Raw genomic sequence first — 17,389 nt, 5'->3', positions numbered from 1 at the left:
GGCGCCCCCCTCTGTCCGGCAGGACAGAGAGGGCGCGAAGGAACTCTACGTCTCTATCAACGCACCCTACCAATCCATCACCACCTTGCCGGAACTGCCGCTCCGCATCGCATCGAATCCCACCTGGAAATCATCGATGCCGATACGGTGCGTGATGAGGCCCGAAACATCCAGCGGCCCCTGCACCAGCGCGATCATCTTGTACCAGGTCTCGAACATCTCGCGGCCGTAGATGCCCTTGAGATGCAGCATCTTGAAGATGACCTTGTTCCAGTCGATCTCGAAGCCGGTCGGCGCGATGCCGAGGATGGCGATCTTGCCGCCATTGTTCATGGTGTCGATCATGTCACGGAAGGCGGGTGCCGCGCCCGACATCTCCAGGCCGACGTCAAAACCTTCGGTCATGCCGATCGACGGCATCACGTCGCGCAGCTTCTCCTTCGAGGCGTCGACGACATGCTGCACGCCGAGCTTGCGTGCCAGATCGAGCCGGACCGGGTTGATGTCGGTGATCACGACTTTGCGTGCGCCGACGCATTGGGCGACCAGCGCGCCCATGATGCCGATCGGCCCGGCGCCGGTGACCAGCACGTCCTCGCCGACCAGGTCGAAGGACAAGGCGGTGTGGACCGCATTGCCCAATGGATCGAAGATCGCCGCGATCTCGTCCGGCACGTCGTCGGGGATCGGCACGACATTGTGCTGCGGAATCACCATGTATTCGCCGAAGGCGCCAGGGCGGTTGACGCCGACGCCGAGCGTGTTGCGGCACAGATGCCCCCTGCCCGCGCGACAGTTGCGGCAATGGCCGCAAACGATATGGCCTTCGCCCGAGACGCGCTGGCCGACCTTGTATTCGGTGACCGCGGCGCCGAAATCGGCGACCGTACCGACGAACTCATGGCCGGTCACCATCGGCACCGGCACGGTCTTCTGCGCCCACTGGTCCCAATTGTAGATGTGGACGTCGGTGCCGCAGATCGCCGTCTTCTTGACCTTGATCAGCACGTCGTTGGGGCCGATCTCCGGCACCGGCACCTCTTCCATCCAGATGCCCGGCTCGGCCTTGGCCTTCACCAGCGCCTTCATCATGTTGGACATCAGACGCTCCTCAAAAAATCTTGCCTGTCTTGATGGATCGGTTTCATCAGTGCGCCGCCTCCAGAATGTTCTTCAGCCGGAGCAGGTCTCGATCGGTCGAACGCCGAACTGCCACGGCGATAAACGGGGCCACGAGACGGGAAAAGCCTGTCGGCGTGCCGCGGTTCCGGAGCGTCATATGGGTACGGCCTTCGCGGGTATCGCGCCATGCATAACTCGTTTCCATGGGAAACGGTCCTTCGGCAGTTCGCATCACGAGCCGCTCGCCCTGCACGAGATCGACAATTTCGTAGGTGTAAACAAGCCGTCGTCCGAGGAACTGCGCTACGAATGCAATTCTCGATCCTACCTGGGCCGGTCGGGGCGTGTTCCATTCGACCGATTTGATATTGACATACCAGCGGGGCACGTTGTCCGGATCAGCGGAAAAGGCGGCGACGACGGCGCGTGGCCTGGCGATCTCGATCCTGCTCGTGACATCGATCGTCATGGCCGACTTCTGTCTTCCTCGGCGTCGATCAAGCGATTACACCCAGCTCTTTTCCAACCTCGCCAAACGCCTCGACCGCGCAGTCGATATCGGCGCCGGAATGGGCGGCCGACATCTGCGTGCGGATGCGCGCCTGGCCTTTCGGCACCACCGGGAAAGAGAAGCCGATGACATAGATGCCGCGCTTCAGCATGCGCTGCGCCATCTCCTGCGCCAGTGCCGCGTCACCCAGCATCACTGGTATGATCGGATGGTCAGCGCCGGCCAGCGCAAAGCCCAACTTGCCCATCTTCGACCGGAACCTATCCGCATTGGCATATAGGCGCTGGCGCAGGGTGTCGCCATGGCGGATCAGGTCGAACACCTTGATCGAGGCACCGGCGATCGCCGGCATCAGCGTGTTGGAGAAGAGATAGGGGCGCGAGCGCTGGCGCAGCCAGTCGACCACCTGCCTCTTTCCCGACGTGTAGCCGCCGGACGCGCCGCCCAGCGCCTTGCCCAGTGTCCCAGTGATGATGTCCACCCTGCCCTCGACGCCGCAATGCTCGGCCGAGCCGCGGCCGTTTTTGCCGACGAAGCCCACCGCGTGGCTGTCGTCGACCATGACCATCGCATCGTATTTTTCGGCAAGATCGCAGACACCCTGCAAATTGGCGATGATGCCGTCCATCGAGAACACGCCGTCGGTGGCGATGAGCCGGAAGCGGCAATCCTTCGCCTCCTTCAGGCGGGCTTCGAGATCGGCCATGTCGTTGTTGGCGTAGCGGAAGCGCTTTGCCTTCGACAGCCTGACGCCGTCGATGATCGAGGCATGGTTCAGCGCATCGGAGATGACGGCGTCTTCCTCGCCGAGCAGCGTCTCGAACAGGCCGCCATTGGCGTCGAAGCAGGACCCGTAGAGGATGGTGTCCTCCATCCCGAGGAAGGACGAGATGGTCGCTTCGAGCTCTTTGTGCTCTTCCTGGGTGCCGCAGATGAAACGCACCGAGGCCATGCCGTAGCCGTAGCGGTCGAGCGCCTTTTTGGCCGCCGCGCGCAGTTCGGCATTGTCGGCGAGGCCAAGATAGTTGTTGGCGCAGAAATTCAGCACCTTGTCGCCGCCGACCTCGATCTCGGCCGACTGCATCGAGGTTATGACCCGTTCGGACTTGTAGAGCCCGGCCGATTTCAGGCCTTGAAGCTCGCTGTCGATGTGGGAAAGAAATGCTGCGCTCATGGTCCGGCTCTGTTCGGTTCGAGGCCGGACTGTCGCGCCGCGCGACCGAAAAATCCATCGCAAAAACGACTGCTTCGGTGGCGTTGCGCAAGCCGGATGGCAATCCTTCGCGACAAGGCGATGACGATGCGCTCAAATACAGGCCTCGCCCGAAAGAACATGATAACCATCTTATGAGCTTTGTCGCGCCGCCATGGCGGGCGCCCGGCCTGCTTGCCGACCTGTTAACCCTTTGACGTCAAGGGTCATCCCGCCACGAATCCATGGCAGGAATCCGCCGACCGGAGGGGTCAACCAGTTATGTCGCAGCAGCCAGTGCATAGCGTTTCGCGCAAGCTGATCCTGCTCATCAAGACCGGCTACTGGCTGGCGCTCGCGATCATTGCCGCCATGGTGGTGGCTTCCTTCATTCTGCTGCAGCAACTGATGGCGCAGCAGCAGCACAATGACGCGCTGCTCGACATAGTCTCGACTCAGAAGGCGCTGTCGCAGCGCATCGTCTTCCTTGCCAGCGCCACCGGCGCTGCCTCGCGCGACAAGCAGCCGGCGCTGGTCACCGCGCTCAAGCAGGCGACGGGCGAGTTCGAGACCAACTACGATCGACTGCTCAAGGAGACCGGCGCCGACCCGATGTCGCCGGCCCGCAACGATCCGAAATCGATCGAATACGTGCTGTTCAGCAAGCCGTTCCACCTCGATTACTTCTCCGTCGGCCTCGTCGCCAATGGCGGCAGGCTGGTCTCGTCCTTCGCCTCGCAGCTCGGCATGCAGAGCGATGGCTACAAGGGCGGCGGCGAGCGCGTCGGCCTGGACGCCTCGGTCGCCAACGCGACCATGTCCGGCTATGCCGCGCTCGGCCAGCGCATCAGCGCCTTCGCCGACGAAAAGTCCAGCAGCATTCTCGACCTGCACCGGACGCTGTTCTTCGCCACCCTCGCGGTCATCGTGCTGGTGGCCCTGTTCATCTTCCGGCCGATGTCCAACGCCATCCTGCGCAAGACGCGCGAGCTGGTCGACGCGCGCAATTCGATGGCCTTCATCGCCGTGCATGACGGCTTGACCGGCCTCCACAACCGCACCTTCCTAACCGACCATTTCGACACGCTGATCAAGGGCGCGCACCGCCGCCGCGAGCGTCTGGCGGTGATCCAGCTCGATCTCGACCGTTTCAAGCAGATCAACGACACGCTTGGCCACGCGGCAGGCGACTATGTGCTGGTGGTGACCGCGCAGCGCATGCGCGATTCCTGCCGGGCATCTGACCTGTGCGCGCGGCTGGGCGGTGACGAGTTCGTCATGATCCTCAACGGCGCCGGCGCCACCGACGACATCCATGAGCTGGCCAAGCGCATCCTTGGCGAAATCAACGAGCCGATCATGTTCCAGGGCGCGACCATCATGCCGGGCGCCAGCGCTGGCATCGCGGTCTATCCGATCGACGCCGACAATGCGCAGGACCTGCTCGTCCATGCCGACCTCGCGCTCTATTCCGCCAAGAAGCTTGGCGGCGGCAGCTTCTCCTTCTTCTCCGAGGAGCTGCGCCGCGAGCTCGACTATCGCAAGCAGCTCGAACAGGACATCCGCACGGCGATCGCCAACAAGAGCTTCGAGGTCTATTTCCAACCGCAGGTGTCACTGACCAGCGGCAAGATCAGCGGCATCGAGGCGCTGGTGCGCTGGAAGCATGCCGAGCGCGGCATGATCTCGCCCGGCGAGTTCATTCCCGTCGCCGAGAAATGCGGCTTCATGCCGGAAATCGGCCGCATCGTCATCGGCAAAGCGATCGGGGAAGCCGCCGAATGGGACCGCGCCGGCATCGATTTCGGGCGCATCGCGGTCAACGTCTCGGGCACCGAATTGCGCGAGCCGGACTTCGACACTTTCCTGTTCGGCACGCTGGAGCGGGCTGGGCTGGCACCGCAGAAGCTGGCGCTGGAGATCGTCGAATCCGTCATCCTCGACGACGAGAAGACCGGCATCGCAGCGAAGCTCCGTCAGATACGCGCCGCCGGCGTGCATCTCGAGCTCGACGATTTCGGCACCGGCTACGCCTCGCTCAGCCACGTCAATCCGAACGAGATCGACCGGCTGAAGATCGACCGCCGCTTCGTCCAGAACATCAACGAGAACTGCGACAACACAAAAATCGTGCGCGCCATTACCGAGCTTGCCCGCGGTCTCGGCATCTCGATCGTCGCCGAGGGCGCCGAAACCGAGGCAGAACTCGACTCGCTGATGGCGATCGGCTGTGATCAGGTGCAGGGCTATTCGATCGCCTTCCCGATGCCACAGGACAAAGCGCGCGAATGGCTGACGGCGCGCAGCCCGAAGAAGGCGAGGCTGAAAGTGCTGCACGGCAGCCTGGCTTGAGCTACACCGATATTGAGGTGAGGTCGGCCTGCGAATGACGGCTTTCCGCGCTTCCGGCCGAAGCGCTCATGGGTGGCGTGGCGGTCAAATTAAGGCTGCGGCCGGCGTAGGCTGGTCTCGCGTACGTTAAGCACGCTCTGCTCCGGTTCTTCAAAGCCACCATTCTCGGCTCGACCTGGCCCGAATCTCAACGCATCTCGGCACATCGCCATGCTTGACAGATTGGGATGGCCATGTCGGATTGCAACCGGATTGCATGGATGCGGCTTCGACTTCTCCTCCTGACCCTGCTGTTTGCCGCGTCGCCGGCTTTGGCGGCCGATCGCACCATATTTCTCACATTCGATGACGGTCCGCTGAACGGCACCAGCAACATCCTCGATGTGCTGCAGGCCGAGCAGGTGCCGGCAACGCTGTTCATGGTCGGCATGCACGCCGAGGCCAACCGGGCGCTGCTGCAGCGGGCGAAATCGATGCCGCTGGTGACGATCGGCAACCACAGCTACAGCCACGCCTACAATCACTACCGGCATTTCTACGGCGACACCGAAGGGGTGGTCGCCGATATGCTCAAGGCCAATGCGGTGTTGGGCTTGAAGCCCGCGGTGCACGCGCGGCTGCCCGGACGCGACGTGTTCAGATTGCCCAATTACTCGAAGGACGACAATTCGCTCGGCCTGGCAGAGGCGGGTCGCGAGGATCCGGATTACGAATTCGTCGCGGCGTCGGGCTTCTGGCTCTACGGGTGGGACCATGAGTGGGTGCATGAGGACAGCGGCAAGCCGGTGCAGAGCGTCGACCTTCTGGTGAGCGAGATCGACCATCTGTTCGGCTATGGCCATTTCGCCAAGCCGGGCAAGCTGATCCTGCTCATGCATGACGAGATGTTCCAGGACGTCTTTGACGGCAAGGCGAAGCTGACGGCGCTGATTGCGGCACTCAAGCTGCGCCGTTACGCCTTCGGGACGATACCGGATTACGACTGAACTGGCCACTGTCCGGGCAGCGCTGGTAGCACCTTCAGCGGATTGACCATCGGCACGCCGAGAGGTGCAAAATGGCGCTCATTGCTTGTAAGAATCGTCAAGCCATGCACTTCGGCTGTCGCGGCGATCGCAATGTCCTCGAATCCTGGCTGATGCGCGCGGGCACGATCAAGGATCAATCCTGCGGCATGCGCTGCGCGCAGATCGAGAGGCAGTATCCTTTCGCCATAAAGATGTTCAATTGCCTGCCACCATTGACGAAGTAGCGCTGTTTTCGTCGTTGCTCCCTCGCGTTCGGCTTTCGCGATCCCAGAGGTGATCTCCGATGCCGTGACTACGGACAAGAACAAATGGTCGCTGGACCGATCAAACCAATCAGCCAGTTCCGTCCGCTCATTCCTTTTGGACGGCGCCATTGCAGAAATGATGTTGGTGTCCAGCAGAAACATCGGCTGAAGGCCGCCTTACAGGTCAACCTTCCGGACGGGTTTGCGTATGCGAGGGGCAATGTCGCCTTCGCCCCCCGGAAACGCCGCCAGCAACCGTCCAAAGCTCGGCACGCGCGATAGTCTCTCGTATTCCTTGAACGATAGGATCACGGCTTGCTTGCGGCCATGTCGTGTGATGATGGCAGGCTCTCCCGCGACGGCCTCATCGACTACTGCCGAAAGCGTTGCCTTGGCATCCTTCAGTTGAATTTCTCGCATCGCCAAGCTCCGCTATATGACTAGTGTGGTCATATAGCATTGGCTGCCAATCGAATCAATGCAATCGGCTAGATGCCCCCCACATTCGCCCGCAACGCGGCCAGCATCTCGGCGAATTCCGCCAGCCTGCCGTCGGGAATACCGGCCCGCAGCCGCTTGTCGAAAGCGATCGCCGCGAGGCGAAGCTTTTCGAACAGCGCTTCGCCAGCCTCGGTCAGCGCCACCTGGTGGACCCTGCGGTTTTCCGGGTCGCGACGGCGTGTCAGCAACCCTTGCGTCTCCATGGCGTTGAGGTGATGCGTCAGCGTCGCGCCCTGGATGCCGATCATGCCGGCAAGCTCGCGCTGGTTGGCAAGCTCTTTCGACTTGACCGAGAGCAAGGTCAGCCAGATCGGCAGCGTGCCGCCGGCCTCGACCATGGCGGCATCGAAAGCCTGCGCCACCAATTTCGAGGTGCGGGCGAGGTTCATGCCGACGGGTGGCTGGTTAAACGGTGTCATGACCTGACAGTAGAGCAAGCAATGGCAAGGCGGAACTCGGCCTCATGCATTGACATCTAACCGTTAGATATCTAACTTTGTCTTATTGATGGCATCACAACACGGCTGCGATGCGCGGCGGGCGGCAGAGAGGAATGCGGTCATGCAATATGTCTATATCGTCGTCATCGGCCTGCACGTCATGGCCGGCGTCTTCTGGGCCGGCACGACCATAGCGGTTGCCCGCGATCCGGAGATCAAGGCGGAGCGTTTCATCCGGCCGCAACTCGGCGCTTCCGGCGTGGTTTTCCTGACCGGCATACTGCTCTGGTATTTCTTCCATGAGGGCGCGTTCGGCTCGATGGAGCAGGTGCTGGCGCTCGGCATTTTGACGGCGCTGATCGCCGCCGGCGTGCAGGGTGCCCTCGTGGCCTCCGCCAGCAGGCAGTTGGCTGGCGCCGACCAAGCGACCCAGACCCAGCTGCGGGCGAAAATGAACAGGGGCGAACGCATCGCCGGCGGGCTGCTGGTCCTCACCGTGCTGTGCATGGCGACGGCCAGAATGTTCTGAACCGCACGGCCGGCCAAACCGACCGAGCGCGGCGCGCAACGGACCAGAGCGGCAGGTGGCTCTCCTTGCAAAGGTCCGTTGCGCGCCACAAGCCGGCGGACCGAATGACGAAAGGAACCGCCTACGCCATTTCGGGGTGCCTGGAGGCCTCGCGAATGGCCTTGTGGACATTGCGCTGCAGGTCCATGAAAGCGGCGCTCTCCATGACCTCTTCGCGGCGCGGGCGCTCGATGTCGACGTCAAAAGTCCGCATGATACGCCCCGGCCCGATGCCCATCACGACAATGCGGTCCGACAGATAGACAGCCTCTTCGACGTCGTGGGTGACGAAGAGCACGGTGAGCCTGTGCTCCTCCCAGATCTGGGTCAGGAGTTCCTGCATCTGATGCCTGGTCAGGGCATCGAGCGCGCCGAAAGGCTCGTCCATCAGCAGCATCTTGGGGCGGTAGGAAAGCGCGCGCGCAATGGCGACCCGCTGCTTCATGCCACCCGACAACTCGGATGGATAGAGATTGGCCGACTGCGGCAGCTTGACCAGATCGAGATGCTCAAGCGCGATCCTGCGGCAGGTGGCGCGGTCGTGGCCGGCGGCCTTGAGGGCGAACTCGATGTTCTGCTGCGCCGTCAGCCAGGGCAGCAGCGTATAGGACTGGAACACGACGCCGCGGTCGAGACCGGGCTTCAGGATCGGCGAGCCGTCTATATCGAGATCGCCCGAGTCGAAATCCTGCAGTCCGGCGACGATCGACAACAGCGTGCTCTTGCCGCAGCCCGACGTGCCGACCAGCGACACGAACTCGTTGTCGGCAAGGTCGAGATTGATGTCGCGCAGCACTTCAGTGCGCCGCGCTCCGGTGCCGAAGCTCTTGTGGAGACCTTTGATCCGCAGTTTGGGGGAATTCATCGGCCTTACCTCATCATGAACGGCTGTCCTGGCGGAACAGCACCTTGCCCAGCGCCTTCATGACCTGGTCGGTGATCAGGCCGAGCATGCCGAGCAGGAGGATGTAGCCGATGATGGTGTTGGTCTGGAAATAGCGCTGCGAGACGGTGATGCGATAGCCGAGCCCGGACGTCGCCGCGACGAGCTCGGCCAGCACGAGCCAGGTCCAGGCCCAGCCCAGGCTGATGCGCAGCGTATCCCAGATGCCCGGCAAGGCGCTGGGCACCACGATACGCGTCAGGATCTTGCGGTCCGGCAGGCCGAGCGTCCTGCCGAGGCCGACGAAGTCCGCCGGCACGCGCTTGACGTTGTCCATGATCATCAGCACCTGCTGGAAGAAAGTGCCGATGAAGATGATCAGGAATTTCTGGGCGTCGCTCGTCCCTGCCCACAGGATGGAGAGGGGCACGAAGGCGACCACCGGCATGTAGCGGATGAAATCGACCAGCGGCTCGATGGCCGCCTCCCAGGTCCGGAAGCTGCCGATCAGCACGCCGATCGGAATGGCGAGCACCGACGCGATGAGAAAGCCGACCGAAATACGATATATCGAGGCCTTGAGATCGATGAGCAGCGTGCCGTCGGTCCAGAGCTTGCCGAGCTGAGTTGCCACGCTGGCGGGCGACGGCAGGAAGATCGGCTTGACCAATTCGAGCCCCGTCGCCGCCCACCATGCGAGGCCGAGGCCGGCGAAGACGGCCACGGCGATCATCAGGAAGCGGGAGCGCGCGATGGGGGCGCCGATCCCGGAGGATCGGCGGCGGCGCATCGCCTGCCTGGCAGCCGGTCCGGTTGCCGTACCGGACGGGCTCGCTTTGACGGCAGGCTCGTCGGACATCCCTGCGGCCGCCACGGCCCGGCCTACTGCGCGGCCTTGACGAAGGCCGGATCGATCATCTGTTCCGGCGTCACGTCGGCCTGAAGCAGGCCGGCATTCTTGGCGGCGGCCTCGACGTCGGCGAATGTCTTGGTGGAAAACTCGCCGGTGAGGGCGTCCTTGTTTTCGGCAAGCGAATAGTAGCGCACGCCGTCGAAGGCGGTGTTGAGGTCCTCGACGCTCGAGCCGACCGCCTTGGAGATGATGGCGCGGCCGCCGGGCGTGTCGGCATTGTAGGCCTTGAGCGCGGCATCCCAGGTCTTGATCATCGCGAGCACCTGGCCGGGCCGCGACTTGATGACCTCGTCGCGCACCACCAGCACGTCGCTGATCAGGCCGGGATCCTCGCCGGCGGTGAAGAGAAGCTTGACGTCCTTGTTCTGTGCCCTGGCCGTGGTGAGATACGGCTCATAGGTGACCGCGACCGGGACGCGGCCGGCGATCAGTGCGCTGCCGGCATCCGCCGCCGGCATCGGCACCGGCTGGACGTCGGCGATCGACATGCCGTTCTTGGCGAGCGCGTATTTCAGCAGGATGTCGCTGGTCGTGCCTTCCTCGAAGGCGACCTGCTTGCCCTTGAGATCGGCGATCGAGTTGACGTCCTTGCCGGCGATCATAGCGTCGGCCGTCATCGAGACGTCGAGCAGCAGCACGATCTTGACCGGAAGGCCGGCCGCAACCATGCCCATCGCGGTGTGGGTGGCGATGTTGGCCGCGTCGAGCTGGCCACTCGCCAGGGCGGCGTTGATGTCCTTGTCCTCGGTGAAGTTGACGATCTGGACATCCGACAGCCCGCTTGCCTTGAACAGACCCTTGGCCTCGGCAACATGCCACTGGCCGTAGCCGAGCCACGGCTCGATGCCGATCTTGAACGATCCCGCCTCAGGCGTCGCGGGAATGGCCGCGTCGGCGGCATGGGCCAGCGGGGTGAAGCCGACGGCGGCCGCCACCACGAGCGCACGGAATTGTCCTGTGAGGTTACGCATCATCTTTGTTCCCCTTGATGATTCAGACCGCTTTTTTGAACCAAACTTCCTGTCTGGTGAGAATGCGGCTTCTGCTTCTTGCGGCACTGTGCCTCGGCGTCTTACCCGCCACGTCGACGGAAGTGAAATGATATTCAACGTCGGCGGCAATGGATGTCAAGGCTAAAATACATACATGCATATACAAGTTGGAGAGGCAGATTTCCGGGCCTTGGCGGCATTTGGACAAGCTGATCCCGAGCTCTTTCACGACTGGCGCCAGAGGCCCGAACAGTTCCAACCGTTTCAGGTCTTGCGGGACGGAGAATAGCGGCTGCCGAGCGAGTAGCGGCTGCCGACATAGGTCAGCTTGCTGATGGTGGCGACGACCGCGCCCGTCCATGTCCGGCGATGCAGGAGAAGGCAGCAACTGCCGATATCGATGGCGAGGTGCCGCGCCGTCTCGGCATGGGCCGGGACAGCGGAAATGATGTGTTCGACCTCGGTCACCGGCGTCTTCTGCATCAGGTAATCATAGGTTGCCGTCTTCGAGAAATCCTGCTTGTCATAGTCCGGTATCAGGCTCGGATTGACGAAGCGCTCTTCCAGTTGCACGGGCAGGTCGTTCTCGAAGTTGACGACCACCGAATGATAGATCGCCGCGCGCTTGGCGAATTCGAAGGACAGCGAGAGCTCCTTTGTCGACGTGATCCTTTCGAGGACGAGGACCTCGGAGCGATGCCTGTTGCCGCGCGCGACGATCTCGGCCGCGATGTTGTTGATCTCGATCAGCGTCGACTGCGGTCTGGGCGGCGCGATGAATGTCCCCACGCCCTGCAGCCGGATCAGGAAGCCGGCCGAGGTCAATTCCCGCAAGGCGCGGTGAACGGTCATCCGCGACACGCCGAGCGCCGCCACGAATTCATTCTCGGACGGCAGCTTGCGGTCCTTGCTCCATTTGCCAGTTCCAATGTTGGCCAGGATGTAGTCCTTGACCTTCTCGTAGAGAGGGCTGGCCGTATCGGGCAAAGTATTCATGTTTCACAAGTCCTTCCGGCAAGCTATCGGCACTATCGGCAATCACGGGCCGGCGGGCTGTCGCACCCGGATGATGGTTTTCAAGCCGTCGCCCTGCCCCGCCAGCAGGCGCTCATAGGCGATGGGAACGTCGTCCAGGACGATCTCGCGATCGATCAGGCTGATCAGCGGCCCGGACAGATCCGCCAGCATGCCGATGGCGTCGGGCAGTTCATCGGCAAAGGCATGGCATCCCAGCAACGCGATCTCGCGCTCGACCAGCATGTTGGGGTCGATATCGAGGCGACCGTGGAAAATGCCGACCAGCGCCACGGAGGCACCGGAGCCCAGAACACCCAGCAACTGGTTGAGCGCAGCGATGCTGCCGGTGGCCTCGACGGCTGCAAGCAAAGGCGCTCCGGCGGTCGCGGCGGCAATGGCGTCGCGGTCGAGATCGACGATGGTGGCGCCGGTCACCCGAGCTACACGCTCACAGCGAGCCTTGTTGCGATCGGCGATCAGCACCTTGCCTGAGAACGTCCGCGATAAGAGCAGCGCCGCCAGGCCGCCGATGGTGCCGCAGCCGACGACCAGCACGCAATCCGCCGTCTTCGGCAGGCGCCGCACCGCGTGCAGCGCGACGGCGAGCGGCTCGGCCATCGCGGCCACCCTTTCGTCGAGCGCGGCGTCGATGACATGCAGGAGACGCGCCGGCAACACCGTTTCTTCGGCAAAGCCGCCGTCGCATATTTCGCCGACGAAGCCCAGCGAGACGCACAGATGCCGTCTGCCCGCGCGGCATTGCGCGCATTCTCCGCACCAGAAACGGGAATCGGCGACGACCCGGTCGCCCACGGCGACGGTGTCGACGTCCTCGCCGACCGCGACCACCGTGCCGGTCAGTTCGTGGCCGGCCGTCGACGGCGCGCGGCTTATCCATTGGCCGGTGCGGAAATTGTGGAGGTCGGAACCACAGATGCCGGCGGCATCGACACGCAGCTTCACCCAGCCCGCCTCGGGGGCCCCTGGCGCGGCGATATCCTCGACGCGCAGGTCGCCGGGTCCATGGAGTCTGGCGGCCTTCATCGCGAAAGATCTGTCAGCCGCCGAGATAGCGGTCGCGGATTTCCGAGACCGCGTTCTCGTGCGAGCTGAAGCCTTCATAGCGGGCTAGCCTGCGGGCATGCCCGGCAAGTTCCGGATAGGCGGCCGAGGTCACATAGCCGATCGACGAGCGCTTGAGGAAATCCGTCACCGAAAGCGGCCCGTAGGTGCGCGCCCAGCGGCTGGTCGGCAGCACCGCATTGGGGCCGAGGACGAAATTGGCGAGCGTTACCGGCGTGTGCGGACCCATGAGGATTTCGGCCGCCTCAGTGATGTGGCCGAGATGCGCGAACGGTTCCCGCGACAGGATCTCGAGATGCTCAGGCGCATAGTCGTTGATGAAGCGATAGCTGTCCTCCAACGAGGCGGTCAGCGCGATGCCGCCGCGCTTGCCGGTCAGCACCGCGCGCGAAAACTCGACCCGCTGCTCGCTCATGCGGGACCAGTGCTCGGGCAGTGCTGCCAGGGCGGCGTCGGCGACCTTGCGGCTGTGCGTCACGAGATAGGCGGAAGAATCCGGGCCGTGCTCGGCCTCGATCAGAAGGTCGAGCGCGGCGAGGCCGCCGTCGACGCTGTCGTCGGCAAAGATGATCGCTTCCGACGGGCCGGCCGGAAGGCCGGTATCGATGATCGAGGACAGCAGGCTCTTTGCCGCAACCACCCAGGGGCTGCCCGGGCCGACGATCTTGAGCGCGGGCCTCACCGTCTCGGTGCCATAGGCGACAGCCGCGATCGCATGCGCGCCGCCGCATTTGTAGACGGTTTCGACCCCGGCCAGGCGGGCGGCGACGAGGGTCGCGGCATCGACGGAACCGTCCGAAGTCGGCGGCGTCACGATGGCGATCTGCGGCACGCCGGCGATAACGGCCGGAACCGAGGTCATCATGGTCACCGACGGGAAGGCGCCCTTGCCGCGCGGCACATAGAGCGCGACGGAGGCGATCGGCGTGTACCGGTCGCCGGCATAGGCGCCTGGCCGGATCTCCTTGAGCCACATCGTCTCCGGGCGCTGCTCCTCATGGAAGTGCCTGATGTTCTCGATGCCGAAGCGGATGCTGTCGACGACGTCCTTCTCGATCTTGTCGAAAGCCGCATCGAACTCCGCTTCCGAGACCTTCAGATTGCCAGCGGCCACATCGGCCTTGTCCAGGTCCCTGACGAAGCGGAGCAAGGCCGCATCACCTTCGGTCCTGACCGCCTCGATGATCGGGCGGACCTTCTCGACGAAGACCGACAGGTCCGCTTCGGCGCGCTTCAGCAGGTTCGCCCGCTGTTCGGCGGTGGCGGATGACAGGTTGTGGAAGGTGATGTCGGACATGGCTGCTCCTCAGAGACGCGGCGACGTTAGACAATTCCGGAACATGCCGGGATTTCACATGGCAAGGATCACACGCACATTGGTTCCTAAAAGTATATACATGTATGTATAACTGTCGCCAGCATTTTCTGTGCCCTGCCACCAGGCTGGCCACCGCAAGCCGCGTCAGATCGAGGCAAGAAAGCCCCCGTCCACCGGAAAGGACTGACCGGTGATGTAGGCCGAGGCGTCCGAGGCCAGGAACACCGCGATGCCGTGCAGATCCGAAAGGTCGCCGAAACGGTGTTGCGGAATCTTGGCAAGCATCGATTGCCGCCACGCCTCGTCGGCGTAGAACACCTCGGTCATCGCCGTCCTGAAATAGCCGGGAGCGATGGCATTGACCCTTATCCCCAGACCGGCCCATTCCGCCGCCAGCGCCCGCGTCATGCCGAGCAGGCCCGACTTAGACGAACCGTAGGGCACGGCCGTGGGGATGCCGACTTCGGAGGTCAGCGAGCACAGATTGATGATGGCGCCGGGCCGCCCGGCATCACGCATGTGGCGGGCGGCTGCCTGAGCGCAGAAGAAGGCACCCTTAAGGTTGGTGTCGACGATCCGGTCCCACAGCGCTTCGTCGACGTCGAGCGAAGGCCTGACCTCTTCCATGCCGGCATTGTTGACCAGGATATCGAGGCCGCCGAGCAGGCCGGCGGCCTCGGCGGTCGCGGCGCGGCAGCGGGCGACGTCGGTGACGTCCAGGGCAACGGCATGCGCAACCCCTCCGTTGGCCCGGATCGCTGCCGTCGTCTCCCCGAGCGCGGCGAGGCTGCGTGCCGTGACGGCGACCGCGGCGCCGGCCGCGCTCAGCGCCTCGGCGATGCCGCGCCCAATGCCGCGGCTCGCGCCGGTGACGAGCGCCTTCCTGCCCGACAGGTCAAAGAGGGAAGCATTGCGCATGTCGATCCTCCTTGGCCTTGCCGGCCTGTCATCCCCGGCAAGACTACCGATCATTGGTTATACATACAAGCATATACAAATGATTTGAGCGCCGTAGCGAAACGGGCTGACCGCGGGGAGCGTGCAACCCCGGAGACGACACCGCAATCCTAACCGGCGCTTTCCTGCCGTCGCGATTTCGCGCGCTGCGATCGGTGGGTCAGATCCTGATCCCGAACCGGATGCCGTCATAGATGGCGGCGTGGATGTTGCGCGAGGCGACCGCGTCGCCGATGCGCAACAGCACGAAGCCGCCTTCGGGATGGCGCGACGGGAAGATGTCGCCGCCGCTCACCAGCCGCTCATAGTCGACCGCGCCGCCATTCTTCGACAGCGGCTTCAGCGCAAGGTAGAGGTCGTCGAGGGGCGCGGTGCCGTGCTCGACCACCACCTGGTCGACGCGCCGCTCGCCGCGCCAACCATCCGCAAAGTCCGACGCCAGCTCGGCGACGAGCTGGTTGCCGTCGCGCCGCACCGAACGCAGCCTCGTGTTGATGGTGACGATGACGCCCTTTTCGTGGAAGGCGCGCATATAGGGTACGTGGTTCAGGCCGCCCATTTCCGGCGCAAAGAAGCGCTCGGGCGAGACCAGCTCGAGCTTCGAGCCGCTGTTGGCTATGAGTTCGGCGGCACCCATGCCCTGATGGCCACCATTGTCGTCGTAGAGAAGCACTTTCTCGGCCGGCTTGACGCTGCCGGCCATGATGTCCCAGCTTGAGGTGACAAGATTGTCGCCGGCCGTCAGCGGCGGGTTCTGCGGCAAGCCGCCCGTCGCCACGATCACCACATCCGGCGACAGCGCCAGCACGTCGTCCTTCTCGGCCCACGTGTCGTAGCGGATCTCGACTCCGAGGCGGTCGAGTTCGGAGAGCCGCCAGTCGATGATGCCGATCAGTTCCTTGCGGCGCGGGTTCTGCGTGGCGAGCCGAACTTGGCCGCCCGCCTGGCTCGACGCTTCGAGAACCGTCACCTGATGACCGCGTTCGGCCGCGACGCGGGCGGCCTCCAACCCGCCTGCCCCGGCGCCTACAACGAGCACGCGCTTGCTCGGCCCGTCACTCTTCTGGATGACATGCGGGATGGTCGCCTCGCGGCCGGTCGCCGCGTTGTGGACGCACAGCGCCTCGCCGCCTTCATAGATGCGGTCCAGGCAATAGGTGGCGCCGACGCATGGCCGGATTTCGTGCTCGCGGCCCTCCATAATCTTCAGGATGATATGCGGGTCGGCGATATGGGCTCGCGTCATGCCGACCATGTCGAGCTTGCCGGTGGCGATCGCATGGCGCGCCGTGGCGACGTCGGAAATACGCGCCGCGTGGAAGGTCGGGAATTTGGTTGCCGCCCTCACCTCGCCGGCGAAATCGAGATGCGGCGAGGAACGCATGCCGGTCACCGGGATGACCTTGGTCAGCGACGCATCGGTCTCGATCGTGCCGCGGATGATGTTGAGGAAATCGACCTTGCCGGACTTGGCGAGCCGCCTGGCGATCTCGATGCCTTCCTGCTTCGACAGGCCTTTCTCCATATCCTCATCGGCGACCATGCGTATGCCGACGACAAACTTGTCGCCGACGGCGGCGCGCACGGCGTCCAGCACCATGTCGGTGAAGCGCAGGCGGTTGTCGAGCGAACCGCCGAACTCGTCGTCGCGGTGGTTGGTCAAAGGCGACCAGAAGCCGTCCATCAGATGCCCGTAGGATTCGAATTCGATGCCGTCGAGGCCCGCTGCCTGGCAGCGCTGCGCAGCCGAAGCATAGTCGGCGACGATGCGCTCGATGTCCCACTCCTCGATGGTCTTGGGGAAGGCGCGGTGCGCCGGCTCGCGCACCGGCGAGGCCGACAGCACCGGCAGCCAGTCGGCCTTGTTCCAACCGGTGCGCCGGCCGAGATGGGTGATCTGGATCATCACCTTGCAATCATGCTCGTGGCAGGCGTCGGCGAGCTCGGCGAGCCACGGCACGATCCTGTCGTCATAGACATGCAGATTGCCGAAGGCCGCCGGGCTGTCGCGCGAGACGATCGCCGAGCCCGCCGTCATGGTCAGCGCCATGCCGCCCTTGGCCTTCTCGGCATGGTAGAGCCGGTAGCGTTCCTTCGGCATGCCGTCCTCGGAATAGGCCGGCTCATGGCTGGTCGACATCACCCGGTTCTTCAGCGTCAGGTGCTTGAGCTGATAGGGTTGGAGAAGCGGGTCGTTGCTGGTCATCGTCTTCCTGCCGTTTCAAATTGTGCTAATGAGTGCCCAAACGCGCTGCGCTCGTCGTGGC

The 17,389-nt window shown here is 63.7% G+C and carries 18 protein-coding genes; 4 read left to right on the top strand and 14 right to left on the bottom strand.

Annotation, left to right across the window (positions count from 1 at the left end; all coding sequences use genetic code 11):
* Positions 1 to 66: 66 nt before the first annotated feature.
* From tdh to F3H96_RS11020, 3 genes are read right to left on the bottom strand one after another with little or no spacing between them, the layout of a single operon-like run.
* Positions 67 to 1,101, bottom strand: a complete 1,035-nt coding sequence (tdh, locus tag F3H96_RS11030) for an L-threonine 3-dehydrogenase (RefSeq protein ID WP_149791979.1) — start codon at positions 1,099 to 1,101, stop codon at positions 67 to 69.
* A 46-nt stretch (positions 1,102 to 1,147) separates the two neighbouring features.
* Complete coding sequence (locus F3H96_RS11025; RefSeq protein ID WP_149791978.1) at positions 1,148 to 1,591, bottom strand: SRPBCC family protein; 444 nt, start codon at positions 1,589 to 1,591, stop codon at positions 1,148 to 1,150.
* Positions 1,592 to 1,619: 28 nt separating this feature from the next.
* The gene (locus tag F3H96_RS11020) at positions 1,620 to 2,807 is read right to left on the bottom strand and encodes a glycine C-acetyltransferase (RefSeq protein ID WP_149791977.1); all 1,188 of its coding nucleotides are present in this window, start codon (positions 2,805 to 2,807) and stop codon (positions 1,620 to 1,622) included.
* On the opposite strand from F3H96_RS11020, the gene F3H96_RS11015 reads away from it, so the two are divergent.
* From F3H96_RS11015 to F3H96_RS11005, 3 genes are all read left to right on the top strand, one after another.
* Complete coding sequence (locus tag F3H96_RS11015) at positions 2,795 to 3,043, top strand: hypothetical protein (protein WP_149791976.1); 249 nt, start codon at positions 2,795 to 2,797, stop codon at positions 3,041 to 3,043. The genes F3H96_RS11020 and F3H96_RS11015 overlap by 13 nt on opposite strands.
* Positions 3,044 to 3,107: 64 nt before the next feature.
* Positions 3,108 to 5,177, top strand: coding sequence for an EAL domain-containing protein (locus F3H96_RS11010; protein WP_149791975.1), 2,070 nt, complete (start codon positions 3,108 to 3,110; stop codon positions 5,175 to 5,177).
* A 260-nt stretch (positions 5,178 to 5,437) separates the two neighbouring features.
* Complete coding sequence (locus F3H96_RS11005) at positions 5,438 to 6,163, top strand: polysaccharide deacetylase family protein (protein WP_149791974.1); 726 nt, start codon at positions 5,438 to 5,440, stop codon at positions 6,161 to 6,163.
* Here the strand turns inward: F3H96_RS11005 and F3H96_RS11000 are convergent.
* The 3 genes from F3H96_RS11000 to F3H96_RS10990 form a co-directional block, all read right to left on the bottom strand.
* The gene (locus F3H96_RS11000) at positions 6,154 to 6,612 is read right to left on the bottom strand and encodes a type II toxin-antitoxin system VapC family toxin (RefSeq protein ID WP_149791973.1); all 459 of its coding nucleotides are present in this window, start codon (positions 6,610 to 6,612) and stop codon (positions 6,154 to 6,156) included. The genes F3H96_RS11005 and F3H96_RS11000 overlap by 10 nt on opposite strands.
* A 15-nt stretch (positions 6,613 to 6,627) precedes the next feature.
* Positions 6,628 to 6,870, bottom strand: coding sequence for a type II toxin-antitoxin system Phd/YefM family antitoxin (locus F3H96_RS10995; RefSeq protein ID WP_149791972.1), 243 nt, complete (start codon positions 6,868 to 6,870; stop codon positions 6,628 to 6,630).
* Between the two features lie 68 nt (positions 6,871 to 6,938).
* Positions 6,939 to 7,370, bottom strand: a complete 432-nt coding sequence (locus F3H96_RS10990; RefSeq protein WP_149791971.1) for a MarR family winged helix-turn-helix transcriptional regulator — start codon at positions 7,368 to 7,370, stop codon at positions 6,939 to 6,941.
* A gap of 142 nt (positions 7,371 to 7,512) precedes the next feature.
* Here F3H96_RS10990 and F3H96_RS10985 point away from each other — a divergent pair, with 142 nt between their 5' ends.
* Positions 7,513 to 7,920, top strand: a complete 408-nt coding sequence (locus F3H96_RS10985; RefSeq protein WP_149791970.1) for a hypothetical protein — start codon at positions 7,513 to 7,515, stop codon at positions 7,918 to 7,920.
* Positions 7,921 to 8,041: 121 nt separating this feature from the next.
* On the opposite strand, the gene F3H96_RS10980 is transcribed toward F3H96_RS10985, so the two are convergent.
* The 8 genes from F3H96_RS10980 to F3H96_RS10945 all read right to left on the bottom strand — a co-directional run bounded on the left by F3H96_RS10980 (position 8,042) and on the right by F3H96_RS10945 (position 17,328).
* The gene (locus F3H96_RS10980; RefSeq protein WP_149791969.1) at positions 8,042 to 8,824 is read right to left on the bottom strand and encodes an ABC transporter ATP-binding protein; all 783 of its coding nucleotides are present in this window, start codon (positions 8,822 to 8,824) and stop codon (positions 8,042 to 8,044) included.
* A gap of 13 nt (positions 8,825 to 8,837) precedes the next feature.
* Complete coding sequence (locus F3H96_RS10975; protein ID WP_244619975.1) at positions 8,838 to 9,632, bottom strand: ABC transporter permease; 795 nt, start codon at positions 9,630 to 9,632, stop codon at positions 8,838 to 8,840.
* A 92-nt stretch (positions 9,633 to 9,724) separates the two neighbouring features.
* A complete protein-coding gene (locus tag F3H96_RS10970) occupies positions 9,725 to 10,726 on the bottom strand; it encodes an ABC transporter substrate-binding protein (protein ID WP_149802035.1) in 1,002 nt (333 codons plus the stop codon).
* 285 nt (positions 10,727 to 11,011) lie between these two features.
* Positions 11,012 to 11,743 carry a histidine utilization repressor gene (gene hutC, locus F3H96_RS10965; RefSeq protein ID WP_149791967.1) on the bottom strand — a complete coding sequence of 244 codons (732 nt, stop codon included), beginning with the start codon at positions 11,741 to 11,743 and terminating at the stop codon, positions 11,012 to 11,014.
* 42 nt (positions 11,744 to 11,785) lie between these two features.
* Positions 11,786 to 12,808 carry an alcohol dehydrogenase catalytic domain-containing protein gene (locus tag F3H96_RS10960; protein ID WP_149791966.1) on the bottom strand — a complete coding sequence of 341 codons (1,023 nt, stop codon included), beginning with the start codon at positions 12,806 to 12,808 and terminating at the stop codon, positions 11,786 to 11,788.
* 13 nt (positions 12,809 to 12,821) lie between these two features.
* The gene (gene hisD / locus F3H96_RS10955; RefSeq protein WP_149791965.1) at positions 12,822 to 14,144 is read right to left on the bottom strand and encodes a histidinol dehydrogenase; all 1,323 of its coding nucleotides are present in this window, start codon (positions 14,142 to 14,144) and stop codon (positions 12,822 to 12,824) included.
* Positions 14,145 to 14,309: 165 nt separating this feature from the next.
* Complete coding sequence (locus F3H96_RS10950) at positions 14,310 to 15,083, bottom strand: glucose 1-dehydrogenase (RefSeq protein WP_149791964.1); 774 nt, start codon at positions 15,081 to 15,083, stop codon at positions 14,310 to 14,312.
* Between the two features lie 199 nt (positions 15,084 to 15,282).
* Entirely contained in the window at positions 15,283 to 17,328 is a 2,046-nt protein-coding gene (locus F3H96_RS10945; RefSeq protein WP_149791963.1) for an NADH:flavin oxidoreductase, read from the bottom strand.
* Positions 17,329 to 17,389 lie beyond the last annotated feature (61 nt).

It is taken from the genome of Mesorhizobium sp. NFR06, from assembly GCF_900115245.1.
Lineage (GTDB): Bacteria > Pseudomonadota > Alphaproteobacteria > Rhizobiales > Rhizobiaceae > Mesorhizobium.
Note: the sequence above shows the minus strand (reverse complement) of the source record. Positions and strands in the feature narration are given on the sequence as shown.

Coding starts and splice junctions, on each gene's coding strand:
- F3H96_RS10980 (WP_149791969.1), bottom strand. CDS start 8,824: ATGAATTCCCCCAAACTGCGGATCAAAGGTCTCCACAAGAGCTTCGGC.
- F3H96_RS10950 (WP_149791964.1), bottom strand. CDS start 15,083: ATGCGCAATGCTTCCCTCTTTGACCTGTCGGGCAGGAAGGCGCTCGTC.
- F3H96_RS11000 (WP_149791973.1), bottom strand. CDS start 6,612: ATGTTTCTGCTGGACACCAACATCATTTCTGCAATGGCGCCGTCCAAA.
- F3H96_RS11025 (WP_149791978.1), bottom strand. CDS start 1,591: ATGACGATCGATGTCACGAGCAGGATCGAGATCGCCAGGCCACGCGCC.
- hutC (WP_149791967.1), bottom strand. CDS start 11,743: ATGAATACTTTGCCCGATACGGCCAGCCCTCTCTACGAGAAGGTCAAG.
- F3H96_RS10995 (WP_149791972.1), bottom strand. CDS start 6,870: ATGCGAGAAATTCAACTGAAGGATGCCAAGGCAACGCTTTCGGCAGTA.
- F3H96_RS10970 (WP_149802035.1), bottom strand. CDS start 10,726: ATGCGTAACCTCACAGGACAATTCCGTGCGCTCGTGGTGGCGGCCGCC.
- F3H96_RS11020 (WP_149791977.1), bottom strand. CDS start 2,807: ATGAGCGCAGCATTTCTTTCCCACATCGACAGCGAGCTTCAAGGCCTG.
- F3H96_RS10975 (WP_244619975.1), bottom strand. CDS start 9,632: ATGCGCCGCCGCCGATCCTCCGGGATCGGCGCCCCCATCGCGCGCTCC.
- hisD (WP_149791965.1), bottom strand. CDS start 14,144: ATGTCCGACATCACCTTCCACAACCTGTCATCCGCCACCGCCGAACAG.
- F3H96_RS11015 (WP_149791976.1), top strand. CDS start 2,795: ATGCTGCGCTCATGGTCCGGCTCTGTTCGGTTCGAGGCCGGACTGTCG.
- F3H96_RS10960 (WP_149791966.1), bottom strand. CDS start 12,808: ATGAAGGCCGCCAGACTCCATGGACCCGGCGACCTGCGCGTCGAGGAT.
- F3H96_RS10945 (WP_149791963.1), bottom strand. CDS start 17,328: ATGACCAGCAACGACCCGCTTCTCCAACCCTATCAGCTCAAGCACCTG.
- F3H96_RS11010 (WP_149791975.1), top strand. CDS start 3,108: ATGTCGCAGCAGCCAGTGCATAGCGTTTCGCGCAAGCTGATCCTGCTC.
- F3H96_RS10985 (WP_149791970.1), top strand. CDS start 7,513: ATGCAATATGTCTATATCGTCGTCATCGGCCTGCACGTCATGGCCGGC.
- F3H96_RS10990 (WP_149791971.1), bottom strand. CDS start 7,370: ATGACACCGTTTAACCAGCCACCCGTCGGCATGAACCTCGCCCGCACC.
- F3H96_RS11005 (WP_149791974.1), top strand. CDS start 5,438: ATGCGGCTTCGACTTCTCCTCCTGACCCTGCTGTTTGCCGCGTCGCCG.
- tdh (WP_149791979.1), bottom strand. CDS start 1,101: ATGTCCAACATGATGAAGGCGCTGGTGAAGGCCAAGGCCGAGCCGGGC.